Below are 13,599 nucleotides of genomic sequence, written 5' to 3'. Positions count from 1 at the left end.
CTTCCGATCTCGCGTACGCGGCCCACCGCGCCCGGCGCGACGCGCTCACCCGGACCGTGCGCGACCTGGGCGCCACCCCGGTCGCGGCGGCGCCCGCGTACGCGCTGCCCTTCCCCGTGCCGGACGCGGCGGCCGCGGTGCGGCTCGCGGCCGAGCTGGAGGACCGGGTGGCGGGCGTCTACTCCGACCTCGTACGGGCGGCGGGCGGGCCACTGCGCCGGGACGCGGCGGCCGCGCTGCGGGAGGCGGCGGTGCGCGCGGGGCGGTGGCGGGGCGGCAGCGTAGCCTTTCCGGGGCTCGCCGAACGTCCGAGCCCGCCCGGGTAGCCGATCAAGGGACAACGCACGCATGGCTTTCGAACCGCCTGAGCGGCTGGTACGCGCGCTCGGCGAGACGTACGGGGACGACGTCGCGGCGCGCTGGCTCGGGCAGTTGCCCGAGCTCGCCGACGCCACGGCGGCGCGGCGCGGACTCACGGTGGAGCGGGTGCAGGCGCCCGGCGGCCGCAGCAGTCTGGTCCTGCTCGTACGGTGCGAGGACGGCACCCCGGCGGCCCTGAAACTCGCGCCCCCGGCCGCGCGGCCGGAGTGGGAACGGGCGGCGCTGCGGCACTGGAACGGCTGGGGCGCGGCGCAGCTCCTCGACGCGGACTCCTCCGAGGAATCGCTCCTGCTGGAGCGGCTGCACCCCGAGGTGTCACTGCGCTCGCTCCCCGAGGCGAAGGCGCTGCTGGAGGCGGCGGGGACGGTACGGCGGCTGTGGGTGGAGCCGCCCGCGGAGCACGCCTTCGAGACGGTCGCGCAGCGGACGGAACGTCAGGCGGTGCCGATGCGGGCGGGGGTGGAGCCGGAGTTGGCGCCCTTGGTGGAGGCGGCCCTGACGGCTCGCGACAACTTGACGTCCACGCCCGCCGAATCCCTCCTCCTGCACGGCAACTTCCGCCAGAGCAAGGTGCTTTCGGGCGAGCGGGCGCCGTGGCTGACGGTGGGTCCGGAGCCGGTGGTCGGGGAACGGGCCTACGACTTGGCCCGCCTGGTGCGTGACCGGGTCGAGGACCTGATCGCGGCGCCGAGCGGGGCGTCGGTGGCGCGGCGGCGGGTCAACAAACTGGCCGACTCGCTGGACGTCGACCGCGACCGTCTTCACGGCTGGACCCTGTTCCGAGCGGTGGAGTCGGGGTTGCGGGCGCGGGCGGCGGGGCGCACGACGGATGCGGAACTCCTCCTGGAATTCGCGGACTGGCTGTAGCGGCGCGATTCCCCCACAAACACTGGGGCTGCGCCCCAGACAGTTCCCCGCGCCCCTAGGAGGGCCCGAAGGGCCCATTAAGGGGCGCGGGGAACTGCGCGAGCAACCCAGCACGATCCGCAGACGAAGCGCCCGGCTGCCCGCCCAGGGCTTTAGGGAAGGGGCGGGGAGGGGCTCAACCCCGCAGGCGCGCGACCGCCTCCGCGAGCGTGAGCTCCTCCCGCTCACCGGTCCGGCGGTCCTTCAGCTCGACCACGCCCTCCCCGGCCCGGCGGCCGACGACGAGGATCTTCGGGACGCCCAACAGCTCCGCGTCGGTGAACTTCACCCCGGGCGACACCCCGGCCCGGTCGTCGACCAGCACCCGCAGGCCCGCGTCGGCAAGAAGCGACGCCGCCTCCAGCGCGACCTCCGTCTGGAGCGCCTTGCCCGCCGCCACCACGTGGACGTCCGCCGGCGCGATCTCCGCAGGCCAGCACAGCCCCTGCGAGTCCGCCGTCTGCTCGGCCAGCGCGGCCACGGCCCGCGAGATGCCGATGCCGTACGAACCCATGGTCACCCGCACCGGCTTGCCCTGCTGGCCGAGCACGTCGAGCTGGAAGGTGTCGGCGTACTTGCGACCGAGCTGGAAGATGTGGCCGATCTCGATCGCCCGGTCGAGGCGAAGGCCCGCGCCGCACGCGGGGCACGGGTCGCCCTCCTCGACCACGACGACGTCGAGGTAGTCGTCGACCGAGAAGTCACGCCCGCACACCACATTGCGCGCGTGCGTGTCCGGCTTGTTCGCGCCCGTCACCCATGCCGTACCCGCCGCGACCCGGGGGTCGGCGATGTAGCGGACCTTCTCCAGGCCCTGCGGGCCGACGTAACCCCGTACGAGGTCGGGCCGGTCCGCGAAGTCCTCGGCCGTCACCAGCTCCACCACGGCCGGGGCCAGGTGCTCGCCGAGCTTGCCCAGGTCCACCTCGCGGTCCCCGGGCACCCCGACGGCCACGATCTCCCCGTCCACCTTGACCAGGAGGTTCTTCAGGGTGGCCGAGGCCGGGACGCCCAGGTGGGCCGCCAGGGACTCGATCGTGGGCGTGTCCGGCGTGTCCAGCTCCTCCACCGGGCCGACCCCGGACGCGTCCGCCGCCGTCGCGACGAACGTCACCGCCTCCGTGTTCGCCGCGTACTCGCACGCGGGGCAGTCCACGAAGGTGTCCTCGCCCGCGGCGGCCGGGGCCAGGAACTCCTCCGACGCCGAGCCGCCCATCGCGCCCGAGACCGCCGACACGATCCGGTAGTCGAGCCCGAGGCGGGCGAAGATCTTCTGGTAGGCCGCGCGGTGCAGCGCGTACGACTCGGCCAGGCCCTCGTCCGTCGTGTCGAACGAGTACGAGTCCTTCATCTGGAACTCGCGGCCGCGCAGCACACCGGAGCGGGGGCGCGCCTCGTCGCGGTACTTCGTCTGGATCTGGTAGAGCATCACCGGCAGGTCCTTGTAGGACGTGCACTGGTCCTTGACGGTCTGGGTGAAGATCTCCTCGTGGGTGGGGCCGAGGAGGTAGTCCGCGCCCTTGCGGTCCTTGAGGCGGAACAGCAGGTCGCCGTACTCCTCCCAGCGGCCGCTCGCCTCGTACGCCTCCTTGGGCAGGAGCGCGGGGAGCAGCACCTCCTGGGCGCCGATCGCGTCCATCTCCTCGCGCACGACGTTGGAGATGTTGTCCAGGACCTTCTTGCCGAGCGGCAGCCAGGTCCAGATCCCGGCCGCGTTGCGGCGCACGTAACCGGCGCGCACGAGCAGCTTGTGGCTGAGCGTCTCCGCGTCCGCCGGGTCGTCGCGCAGTGTCTTGACCATCAGACGGGACATGCGCTGGACCTGGGCGGCTGCCATGGGGATCTCTCCTGTACGTACACGGGTGGTGTCAGGAGGTTATCCGCGCGCCACGCGCGCGCGGTAATCGGTTTCGGGGACCGACCGCTCTACGGCCGCAGCAGCGGCAGCGCCGCGCCCATCACCGCGTACGGCCTCGGCGCACTGGGAAAGTGAACTTGCCCCGCCAGATCGGCGTATCCCAGCGCCCGGTACAGCCCCCGCGCCGGGCTCTCGGTGTCGATCGCGGAGAGGATGGACCTCGGCTCGGCCGCGCTGTCGGTGATCCTGGTGATCAGCTCACGGCCGACGCCCCGGCCCTGGTGGGCGGGGTGGACGTGGAGTTCGGTGATCACGAACGAGTCGTCCAGCCACCAGTCTGTGCCGGTGCCGCGCAGATACGGTTCGACGACCGTGGACCACCAGTGCGTACGGCTGTTGGGCATCCCGTACACAAAGCCGACGAGCCGTCCGTCCGGCATGGTCGCGCCCAGGGCGCGGGCGCCCGGGCAGGCGAGGTGGCGCAGCACGATGTGGCGGCGCACGCCGACCTCGTCCGCGCTGAGCCCGAAGGCGACCGCCTGCACGGCCAGTGCCTCGTCCACACGCGCGGCGAGGTCGAGCGGTCCGACGACCACCTCGGGGGTCTGCGGGGCGGACCCGAAGGAAGCTGCCATGGCCGCACCCTACTGTCAGAAGAGCACGCTCATGAAAGCCCCCGTCTCACGGAAGCCGACCCGGCGGTAGCAGGCGCGCGCCGCGGTGTTGAAGTCGTTCACATAGAGGCTGACCACCGGCGAGACGTCGGCGAGGGCGTAGCGGAGCACGGCGGCCATGCCGGCGACCGACAGGCCCCGGCCGCGGAACTCGGGGGCGACCCAGACGCCCTGGATCTGGCAGGCGCTCGGGGTGGCCGCGCCGATCTCGGCCTTGAAGACCACTCTGCCGTTCTCGATACGGGCGAACGACCGCCCGGAGCCGACGAGTTCGGCCACCCGCGCCTGGTAGAGCAGCCCGCCGTCGCCCGCCATCGGGGAGACGCCGACCTCCTCGGTGAACATGGCCACGCACGCCGGCATGATCACGTCCATCTCGTCCTTGCGGATCCGGCGGACGTACGGGTCGGGGACTATGTCGTCGGGCATCCGCTCGGTGACCATCAGCGGCTGATGCGAGCGGACGTCGCGGGCCGGACCCCAGGCGGGCTCCAGGAGCTTCCAGAGCAGGGCGGTCGCCTCGGCGGGGCCGACGATGGAGGAGCAGCGGCGGCCGGTGCGGCGGGCCCGTTCGGCGAAGGCGCGCACGGCCTCGGGAGTGGCGCAGATCGGCACGAGGTTGGCGCCCGAGTAGCAGAGCGAGCGCAGTTGCCCACCCGCGTACCAGCCCCACATCTCGCCGCCCAGGCGCCACGGGTCGAGCCCGGCGACCTGCACACGGGAGGCCACGAAGGCGTTGGCGACCGGCTCGCTCTCCAGAACGGCGAGCGCCGCGCCGAGGTCACCGGGTTCGAGGACCCGGGTGGTGGTCTGCGTCAACACGTGGGGCCTCACCATACGGTCTGCTGATCTCCGCACTGTACCTGCCGCCCCAGTGGATCGCCGCCCTCAGCCGAAAGCCCCGCTCGGCGCAAGGGCGCGGAGCGGGGCTCTGGGCGTACGGCAGCGGGGCTCTCGCGTACGAACGCGTCGGCCACCGGCGAATGGATTCAGCCCGCGACGGACACCGACGGCTCGCCGGACATCACGCCGTCCTTCTCCATCTGCTCGGCGATCTTCATCGCCTCCTCGATCAACGTCTCCACGATCTTCGACTCCGGGACGGTCTTGATGACCTCACCCTTCACGAAGATCTGCCCCTTGCCATTGCCCGAAGCCACACCCAGGTCGGCCTCACGGGCCTCACCCGGACCGTTCACGACACAGCCCATGACCGCGACCCGCAGCGGGACCTCCATGCCCTCCAGGCCCGCCGTGACCTCCTCCGCCAGCTTGTACACATCCACCTGCGCCCGACCACACGACGGGCACGAGACGATCTCCAGACGGCGCTGACGCAGGTTCAGCGACTCCAGGATCTGGATCCCGACCTTGATCTCCTCCGCCGGAGGCGCAGACAGGGACACGCGGATGGTGTCGCCGATGCCCTCACTGAGCAGCGCACCGAACGCGACGGCCGACTTGATCGTGCCCTGAAACGCCGGACCCGCCTCGGTCACACCCAGGTGCAGCGGGTAATCGCACTGCGCCGCCAGCTGACGGTAGGCGTTCACCATCACGACCGGGTCGTTGTGCTTCACCGAGATCTTGATGTCCCGGAAATCATGCTCCTCGAACAGGGAGGCCTCCCACAACGCCGACTCCACCAGCGCCTCGGGCGTCGCCTTCCCGTACTTCTTCAGCAGACGCGCGTCCAGCGAGCCCGCGTTCACCCCGATACGAATCGGCGTCCCCGCGTCCTTCGCCGCCCGGGCGATCTCCTTGACCTTGTCGTCGAACTGCTTGATGTTCCCCGGATTCACCCGCACCGCCGCACAGCCCGCATCGATCGCCGCGAACACATACTTCGGCTGGAAATGAATATCCGCGATCACCGGAATCTGCGACTTCCGCGCGATCGTCGCCAACGCGTCCGCATCATCCTGCGTCGGACACGCCACCCGCACGATCTGACAGCCCGACGCCGTCAGCTCCGCGATCTGCTGCAAAGTAGCGCCGATGTCCGACGTACGCGTCGTCGTCATCGACTGCACCGAGACAGGGGCATCCCCGCCGACCGCCACCGACCCGACCTGGATCTGGCGGCTCTTGCGACGCTCGGCCAGCTTGGTCGGTACGGACGGCATTCCCAGTGAAATCGCAGTCATCTGCTGTGCAACCCCAAGGTGTGGATCAAGGTCCCGAGATCGGCGGGCTCCAGCCTCCGAGGTTACGGCACCCCGGGGCACGCAAGCACACCGTGCCCCGACAGTTCACGCAAAGGGGCGGACCGGGCACTCCATGCACCCGGCCCGCCCCCTACACGCGTACGACACGTACGTCCCTACGAGATCTTGACCGGATTCACCACGTCCGCGACCAGCACGAGCAGGGTGAAGCAGATGAAGATCCCGGCGACCACATACGCGACCGGCATCAGCTTCGCCACGTCGAACGGGCCCGGGTCGGGGCGCTTGAAGACGCGCGCGACCGTGCGGCGCAGCGACTCCCACAGGGCGCCCGCGATGTGCCCGCCGTCCAGCGGCAGCAGCGGCAGCATGTTGAAGAGGAACAGGGACAGGTTGAAGCCCGCGACCAGGAACAGCATCATCGCGATCTGGTTCTCCGGCGGGATGTTCAGGGTGAACACCTCGCCGCCGACCCGGGCCGCGCCGACGACGCCCATCGGGGAGTCGGCCTTGCGCTCCTGGCCGTTGAAGGCCGCGTTCCACAGGTCCGGGACCTTGGAGGGGATCGCGACCAGGGACTTCACACCGGAGCGCATCATGTCGCCCATGCGGTCCACGGACTGGCCGAAGGACTGCTGGACGATGCCGGTGGCGGGGCTGAAGCCGAGGAAGCCGGCCGAGGTGGTGCCGGTGGTGTAGTTGCCGGAGCCGTCGATCTTCGCCACGTCGTTCTTGATCAGGCTGGCGTGCAGATCGACCGGCTTGCCGGCCCGCTCGACCGTGATGGTGGCCGGGCCGATGGTGTCGCGGATGTGCTTCTGCAGGGCCGACCAGTCGCCGACCTTCTCGCCGTTGAACGCGACGATCTTGTCACCGGCCTTCAGCCCGGCCTGCTTGGCCGGGGCCACCGGGTCCGACGCCTTGCAGGTGTCGCGCTGCTCCTTCTGCGAGATCACACAGTCGGAGACCTTGCCGACCTGCGTGGTCTGGGTGTTGACGCCGAACGTCATCATCACGCCGAAGAAGATCGCCACAGCCAGGATCAGGTTCATGAACGGCCCGGCGAACATCACGATCACGCGCTTCCACGGCTTGCGCGTGTAGAAGAGGCGCGACTCGTCGCCGGGCTGGAGCTCCTCGAAGGCGGCCGAGCGGGCGTCCTCGATCATGCCGCGCCAGGGCGAGGTGGACCGCGCGGTGATCCGGCCGTCCTCGCCGGGCGGGAACATGCCGATCATGCGGATGTAGCCGCCGAGCGGGACCGCCTTGATGCCGTACTCGGTGTCGCCCTTCTTCCGCGACCAGATGGTCGGGCCGAAGCCGACCATGTACTGCGGCACCCGGATGCCGAACATCTTGGCCGTGGAGAGGTGGCCCAGCTCGTGCCACGCGATCGAGATGAGCAGGCCGACCACGAAGACGACTATGCCGAGGACCGTCATCAAAATCGTCATGCGCGCGCCTTTGCTGTCGCCTTCACCGCGAGTTCACGGGCCCGGGCCCGTGCCCAGGTCTCCGCTTCCAGGACGTCCGAGACCGTGAGGGAAGTTCCCTCGGCGGGGGTGCCGTGCTCGGTCACGACCTCCGTGACCGTATCCATGATGCCGTTGAAAGGCAGCCGTCCCGCCAGGAAAGCGTCCACGCACTCCTCGTTCGCGGCATTGAACACCGCCGGAGCCGTCCCGCCCAGCTCTCCGACGTGCCGGGCGAGTCCGACCGACGGGAACGCGTCGGTGTCGAGCGGGAAGAACTCCCAGCTCGACGCCTTGGTCCAGTCGAAGGCGGGGGCGGCGTCCGGCACCCGCTGGGGCCAGCCGACGCCGATGGCGATCGGGCCGCGCATGTCGGGCGGGGTGGCCTGGGCGAGCGTGGAGCCGTCGGTGAACTCGACCATGGAGTGCACGTACGACTGCGGGTGGACGACGACCTCGATGCGGTCGAAGGGGATGTCGTAGAGCAGATGCGCCTCGATGACCTCCAGGCCCTTGTTGACCAGGGTCGCCGAGTTGATGGTGATCACCGGGCCCATCGCCCAGGTGGGGTGCGCGAGGGCGTCCTCGGGCGTCACATCCGCCAGCTCCGCGCGCGTACGGCCGCGGAAGGGGCCGCCGGAGGCCGTGACCACCAGCTTGCGTACGTCGGCGCGGGTGCCGGCGGCGAGCGCCTGGAAGAGGGCGGCGTGCTCGGAGTCGACCGGGATGATCTGGCCGGGCTTCGCGAGCGCCTTGACCAGCGGGCCGCCGACGATCAGCGACTCCTTGTTGGCGAGCGCGAGCGTACGGCCCGCTTCGAGCGCGGCCAGCGTCGGCGCGAGGCCGATGGAGCCGGTGATGCCGTTGAGGACGGTGTGGCAGTCGGAGGCGGCGAGCTCGGTGGCGGCGTCCGGCCCGGCGATGATCTCGGGCAGCGGCTCACCGCCGTACTGCTCGGTCAGCGCCTCGCGCAGCGCGGGCACCGCGTCCGGCCGCGCGACGGCGACCGTACGCACCCGGAGCCTGCGCGCCTGCTCGGCGAGGAGCGCGACCCGGCCGCCGGACGCGGCGAGCGCGGTGACGCGGAACCGGTCGGGGTTGCGCAGCACCAGGTCGATGGCCTGGGTGCCGATGGACCCGGTGGCGCCGAGGACGACGATGTCCCGGCGGCCTTCGGCGGGGTCGAAGGCGATGTGCGGGTCGGCGAGGGGGGCTGGGCTGTCGCTCATGCTCCCATTGTTGCCGCATCGACTGTGCGTCGGGACAGCACTCCCCCGCGCGGCGCCCCCGGACACCACCGGGACGCCGGGCGCTCCTGCGCTCCGGCGTCCCAAGTGGCTTGCGGATTCAGCGAATTGGGCGATGGACGTTGTCCCGCGTGGCGGGTCCGGGGGTGGCGTCGGCGATCCACGGGCCGTCGCCGGACGGGTCGACGACGCCCTCTTCCAGCCAGGTGTACGAACCGGCGAGTACGCCGTCGACTACCTTGCGGTCGAGGTCGTCGGTGTTGGCCCAGAGCCGGTTGAACAGCTCGTCGACGCGGATGCGGGCCTGCCGGCAGAAGACGTCGGCCAGCTGGTGCGCCTCCTTGCCGTGGGCCCCGGCCGTGCGCAGCATCTCGGCGCGTACGCATACGGCGCTCATCGCGAACAGCTCGGCGCCGATGTCGACGATCCGGCCGAGGAAGCCCTGCTTGGTCTCCATCCGGCCCTGCCAGCGCGACATCGCGTAGAAGGTGGAGCGCGCGAGCTTGCGGGCGGACCGCTCGACGTACCGGATGTGCGGGGCCAGATCACCGAACTCGCTGTAGGAGTTGGGCAGTTGGCCGGGCCCGGAGAGCAGCTTGGGCAGCCAGCGGGCGTAGAACGCGGCCGCGTTGGCGCCCGCCTTGGCCTTGTCGGGCAGCTTCTTGTCCGGATCGATCAGGTCGCCCGCGACCGACAGATGGGCGTCGACGGCCTCGCGCGCGATCAGCAGATGCATGATCTCGGTCGAACCCTCGAAGATCCGGTTGATCCGCAGATCGCGCAGGATCTGCTCGGCCGGTACGGCCCGCTCGCCCCGGGCCGCCAGCGACGCGGCGGTCTCGAAGCCGCGCCCACCGCGGATCTGGACCAGCTCGTCCGCCATCAGCCAGGCCATCTCGGAGCCGTACAGCTTGGCGAGCGCCGCCTCGATACGGATGTCGTTGCGGTCCTCGTCGGCCATCTGCGAGGAGAGGTCGAGGACCGCCTCCAGGGCGAACGTGGTCGCCGCGATGAACGAGATCTTGGCGCCCACGGCCTCGTGGTGCGCGATCGGCTTGCCCCACTGCTCGCGCGCCGCCGACCACTCGCGGGCGATCTTCAGACACCACTTCCCGGCGCCCGCGCACATCGCGGGCAGCGAGAGGCGCCCGGTGTTCAGCGTGGTCAGGGCGATCTTCAGCCCGGCGCCCTCGGGGCCGATCCGGTTGGCGGCCGGGACCCGGACCTGGTGGAAGCGGGTCACGCCGTTCTCCAGGCCGCGCAGGCCCATGAAGGCGTTGCGGTTCTCGACGGTGACCCCGGGCGAGTCCGCCTCGACGACGAAGGCCGTGATGCCGCCCTTGTGCCCCTCGGACTTCGGCACCCGCGCCATCACCACCAGGAGGTCGGCGACGACGCCGTTGGTGGTCCAGAGCTTCACCCCGTCCAGGACGTACGCGTCCTCGCCGTCCGGGACCGCCGAGGTGGCCAGGCGGGCCGGGTCGGAGCCGACGTCCGGCTCGGTGAGCAGGAAGGCCGAGATGTCGGTACGGGCGCAGCGCGGCAGGAAGGCGTCCCGCTGTTCCTGCGTCCCGAACAGTTTCAGCGGCTGAGGTACGCCGATCGACTGATGCGCCGAGAGCAGCGCGCCGATCGCGGGGTTCGCCGAGCCCGCAAGGGCCAGCGCCTTGTTGTAGTACACCTGGGTGAGACCGAGCCCGCCGTACTTGGTGTCGATCTTCATCCCGAGCGCGCCGAGCTCCTTGAGCCCGTTGATCACCTCGTCGGGGATCTGCGCCTCGCGCTCGATCAGGGCGCCGTCGATCTTCGTCTCGCAGAAGTCCCGCAGCTTGGCGAGGAACGCCTCGCCCCGCTCCACGTCCTCCGTGGCGGGCAGCGGATGCGGATGGATGAGGTCGAGCCGCAAGCGGCCGAGGAAGAGTTCCTTCGCGAAGCTGGGCTTTCGCCAGTCCTGCTCGCGCGCGGCCTCGGCGACCTGGCGCGCTTCGCGCTCGGAAACCTTGGGTGTGCCGTGTGGTGCGGTCATGAGGGGTACTCCTCGCCGCGACGTCTTCGGGCGCGCACGCACCCGTTACCGGACAGTGCTACTCGTCCGTATGTACCCGATTCCGCGCGGCCCGACCACCCCTGGGACGCGAAAACGGCCGGAGCCCGCTGGTGGACTCCGGCCGCTTCGTTCGTACGTACTAGAGGGCGAGACCCGTCAGGACCAGCACGCGCTCGTACGTGTAGTCGTCCATCGCGTAACGGACGCCCTCGCGGCCGACGCCGGAGGCCTTGGCGCCGCCGTACGGCATCTGGTCCGCGCGGTAGGAGGGGACGTCGCCGACGATGACGCCGCCGACCTCCAGGGCGCGGTGGGCACGGAAGGCGGTCTGCACGTTGTGCGTGAAGACACCCGCCTGGAGGCCGTACTTGGAGGAGTTGACGGCCGCGAACGCCTCGGCCTCGCCGTCCACCTTCTGGACGGTCAGGACCGGTCCGAAGACCTCCTCGCAGGCGAGGGTGGTGTCGGCCGGGACCTCGGCGAGCACGGTCGGCGCGTAGGCGGCGCCGTCGCGCTTGCCGCCCGCGAGCAGCTTGGCGCCGGCGGTGACGGCCTCGTCGACCCAGGACTCCACGCGCTTGGCGGCGTCCTCGCTGACCAGCGGGCCGACGTCGGTGGCGGAGTCGGACGGGTCACCGGTGACCTGCGCCTCGACGGCGGCGACGATCTTGGGCAGCAGTCGCTCGTAGACGGCGGCGTCCGCGATCACTCGCTGCACGGAGATGCAGGACTGACCGCCCTGGTAGTTGGAGAAGGTGGCGATACGGGTAGCCGCCCAGTCCAGATCGGTCTCCGAGGCGAAGTCGGCGAGGACGACGGCCGCGCCGTTGCCGCCGAGCTCCAGGGTGCAGTGCTTGCGCGGCACCGAGTCCATGATCGCGTAACCGACCTTGTCGGAGCCGGTGAAGGAGATGACGGGCAGCCGCTCGTCCTGCACCAGCGCCGGCATCTTGTCGTTGGCGACCGGCAGGATGCTCCACGAGCCCGTCGGCAGCTCGGTCTCGGCCAGCAGCTCGCCGATGATCAGACCGGAGAGCGGGGTGGCCGGGGCCGGCTTGAGGATGATCGGCGCGCCGACGGCGATGGCCGGGGCGACCTTGTGGGCGCACAGGTTCAGCGGGAAGTTGAACGGTGCGATACCGAGGACGACGCCCTTGGGGAAGCGGCGGGTGAGCGCGAGGCGGCCGACGCCGCCGCCGTCGGTGTCGAGCCGCTGGGCCTCGCCGCCGTTGAAGCGCCGGGCTTCCTCGGCGGCGAACCGGAACACGGACACCGCGCGGCCGACCTCACCACGGGCCCACTTGATGGGCTTGCCGTTCTCGGCGGAGATGAGCTGCGCGATCTCCTCGGTGCGCTCGGCGAGCCGCTTCGACACGTGGTCGAGGGCGGCGGCGCGGACGTGCGCCGGGGTCGCGGCGAACTCGTCGACCACGGCGTGGGCGGCGGCGACGGCCTCCTCGACCTGGGCCTCGGTCGGCACGCTCACCTTGCCGACGAGTCGGCCGTCCCACGGGGAGGTGACATCGAAGCTGTCCGCACCGGTGGCCTGGCGGCCGGCGAGCCAGAAGGCGTGGGTGGAAGTCATGACGAATCCCGGCCCTTCCGAGGTTGGGGGTGGTCTGCTTGTTTTCTCCCACCGTAGGCCGGGGGCGGCGAGTCGGGGCTTGTCCGGGGTGGAGTGGTGGGGCACACGTACACACCGCTTTGGAGGACCCCACCCCACCCCTTCCCGAAAGCTCTGGGCGAGCGGCCGGGTAGGAGGGCCCGAAGGGCCCGTTCAGGGGCGCGGGGAACTGCGCGAGCGGCCCAGCACGATCCGCAGACGAAGCGCCCGGCGCCCGCCCAGGGCTTCGGGAAGGGGCGGGGTGGGGAAAACTCACGCCTCCGGCGGCGTCGTCGCCTTCAGCGCCAGCCACAGCTCCATCCGGACGTCCGGGTCGTCCAGGGAGCGACCCAGGATCTCCTCGACGCGGCGCATCCGGTAGCGCAGCGTGTGGCGATGCACGCCGAGGTCGGCCGCCGCCGCATCCCACTGCCCGTGACGCGACAGCCACGCCCGCAGCGACGCCACCAGATCCCCCCGCCCCGTCGCATCATGCTCGTACAACGCCCGAAGCATCCCGTCCGCGAACGCCCGCACCGCGTCGTCCGCGAGCAACGGCACCAGCGAACCGGCCACCAGCTCCTCGTGCTCCACCAGCCGCCGACCCCGCCGCCGCGCGACGGACAGCGCCTGTTCGGCCTGCTTGTACGCGGACGCCGCCGCGATCGGCCCGGCCGGCGCGGACAGGCCGATCACGACCTCCGCGCCCTCCTCCGGCTCGAAGCCCGTACACGCGGCCACCGCGTCGCCGCCGTCCGCCGCGAGCACCACGAGCCGCTCGCCCTCGGGCACGGTAAGCACCGCCTCGCCGGAGCGCGCCGCCGCCGACTCCATCGCCTCGGCGAGTACGCCCAGGTCGGCCGACTCCCCCTCGGTCTCCGCGATGACCAGGCGGAACGGGGCGTCGAGCAGGCCGCCGTACAAATCGCCCGCCACCGCCCGGGCGTGGTCCTGTTGCCCCGAGAGCAGCATCCTCAGCACCGCCGCGCCGAGCCGCTGCTCTGCCTGCTGGAGGGCCCGCGAGCGCTCGGTGGTCAGGGTCAGCAGCGCCACCGCCGAATGCACCGCGTACCGCTCGGCCGTGCCCAGCGGCGCGCCCGTACCGACCGCGAGCGCCCCCCGCGCACGCCGCCCGGTCCCGAGCGACTGGAGCTCGACGCGGTCGTCGGAGCGGTCGTCCGAGCCGCCGACCACCGCGCTCGCGGGCGCGGGCCGGTCGCGCAGCCGGGCCACGTCGGCGGTG

At 71.3% G+C, this 13,599-nt stretch carries 11 protein-coding genes; 2 read left to right on the top strand and 9 right to left on the bottom strand.

Annotation, left to right across the window (positions count from 1 at the left end):
- Nucleotides 1-326 (top strand): DUF4439 domain-containing protein (locus tag BG418_RS36410; protein WP_188278388.1); only part of this gene is annotated, 326 nt, incomplete at its 5' end.
- A gap of 22 nt (nucleotides 327-348) precedes the next feature.
- Complete coding sequence (locus tag BG418_RS36405) at nucleotides 349-1,248, top strand: aminoglycoside phosphotransferase family protein (RefSeq protein ID WP_188278387.1); 900 nt, start codon at nucleotides 349-351, stop codon at nucleotides 1,246-1,248.
- A gap of 175 nt (nucleotides 1,249-1,423) precedes the next feature.
- Here BG418_RS36405 and BG418_RS36400 read toward each other — a convergent pair whose 3' ends face one another.
- The 9 genes from BG418_RS36400 to BG418_RS36360 all read right to left on the bottom strand — a co-directional run.
- Nucleotides 1,424-3,124: a proline--tRNA ligase gene (locus tag BG418_RS36400; RefSeq protein ID WP_188278386.1), complete on the bottom strand. Its 1,701-nt coding sequence runs from the start codon at nucleotides 3,122-3,124 to the stop codon at nucleotides 1,424-1,426.
- 89 nt (nucleotides 3,125-3,213) lie between these two features.
- The gene (locus BG418_RS36395; protein ID WP_188278385.1) at nucleotides 3,214-3,780 is read right to left on the bottom strand and encodes a GNAT family N-acetyltransferase; all 567 of its coding nucleotides are present in this window, start codon (nucleotides 3,778-3,780) and stop codon (nucleotides 3,214-3,216) included.
- A gap of 15 nt (nucleotides 3,781-3,795) precedes the next feature.
- Nucleotides 3,796-4,638, bottom strand: a complete 843-nt coding sequence (locus BG418_RS36390) for a GNAT family N-acetyltransferase (protein WP_188278389.1) — start codon at nucleotides 4,636-4,638, stop codon at nucleotides 3,796-3,798.
- Between the two features lie 170 nt (nucleotides 4,639-4,808).
- Nucleotides 4,809-5,966: a flavodoxin-dependent (E)-4-hydroxy-3-methylbut-2-enyl-diphosphate synthase gene (gene ispG, locus BG418_RS36385; RefSeq protein WP_188278384.1), complete on the bottom strand. Its 1,158-nt coding sequence runs from the start codon at nucleotides 5,964-5,966 to the stop codon at nucleotides 4,809-4,811.
- Between the two features lie 176 nt (nucleotides 5,967-6,142).
- On the bottom strand, nucleotides 6,143-7,441 hold the full coding sequence (locus BG418_RS36380) for an RIP metalloprotease (RefSeq protein ID WP_188278383.1): 1,299 nt from the start codon (nucleotides 7,439-7,441) through the stop codon (nucleotides 6,143-6,145).
- Nucleotides 7,438-8,688, bottom strand: a complete 1,251-nt coding sequence (gene dxr, locus BG418_RS36375) for a 1-deoxy-D-xylulose-5-phosphate reductoisomerase (protein WP_188278382.1) — start codon at nucleotides 8,686-8,688, stop codon at nucleotides 7,438-7,440. Before dxr ends, BG418_RS36380 begins: the two co-directional genes overlap by 4 nt.
- A 118-nt stretch (nucleotides 8,689-8,806) precedes the next feature.
- Complete coding sequence (locus BG418_RS36370) at nucleotides 8,807-10,732, bottom strand: acyl-CoA dehydrogenase family protein (RefSeq protein WP_188278381.1); 1,926 nt, start codon at nucleotides 10,730-10,732, stop codon at nucleotides 8,807-8,809.
- 160 nt (nucleotides 10,733-10,892) lie between these two features.
- A complete protein-coding gene (locus BG418_RS36365) occupies nucleotides 10,893-12,338 on the bottom strand; it encodes an aldehyde dehydrogenase family protein (RefSeq protein ID WP_188278380.1) in 1,446 nt (481 codons plus the stop codon).
- A gap of 291 nt (nucleotides 12,339-12,629) precedes the next feature.
- The coding region (locus BG418_RS36360; RefSeq protein ID WP_188278379.1) for a CdaR family transcriptional regulator at nucleotides 12,630-13,599 on the bottom strand (970 nt) is incomplete at its 5' end.

The organism is Streptomyces sp. CBMA152, assembly GCF_014596475.1.
Classification (GTDB): Bacteria; Actinomycetota; Actinomycetes; order Streptomycetales; family Streptomycetaceae; genus Streptomyces.
The sequence above is the reverse complement of the archived record's forward strand: the minus strand, read 5'-3'. Positions and strand labels throughout refer to the sequence as shown.

Excerpts from the sequence above, each read along its gene's own strand:
- BG418_RS36370 (WP_188278381.1), bottom strand. The coding sequence starts at position 10,732 with ATGACCGCACCACACGGCACACCCAAGGTTTCCGAGCGCGAAGCGCGC.
- BG418_RS36395 (WP_188278385.1), bottom strand. The coding sequence starts at position 3,780 with ATGGCAGCTTCCTTCGGGTCCGCCCCGCAGACCCCCGAGGTGGTCGTC.
- BG418_RS36380 (WP_188278383.1), bottom strand. The coding sequence starts at position 7,441 with ATGACGATTTTGATGACGGTCCTCGGCATAGTCGTCTTCGTGGTCGGC.
- ispG (WP_188278384.1), bottom strand. The coding sequence starts at position 5,966 with ATGACTGCGATTTCACTGGGAATGCCGTCCGTACCGACCAAGCTGGCC.
- BG418_RS36405 (WP_188278387.1), top strand. The coding sequence starts at position 349 with ATGGCTTTCGAACCGCCTGAGCGGCTGGTACGCGCGCTCGGCGAGACG.
- dxr (WP_188278382.1), bottom strand. The coding sequence starts at position 8,688 with ATGAGCGACAGCCCAGCCCCCCTCGCCGACCCGCACATCGCCTTCGAC.
- BG418_RS36400 (WP_188278386.1), bottom strand. The coding sequence starts at position 3,124 with ATGGCAGCCGCCCAGGTCCAGCGCATGTCCCGTCTGATGGTCAAGACA.
- BG418_RS36365 (WP_188278380.1), bottom strand. The coding sequence starts at position 12,338 with ATGACTTCCACCCACGCCTTCTGGCTCGCCGGCCGCCAGGCCACCGGT.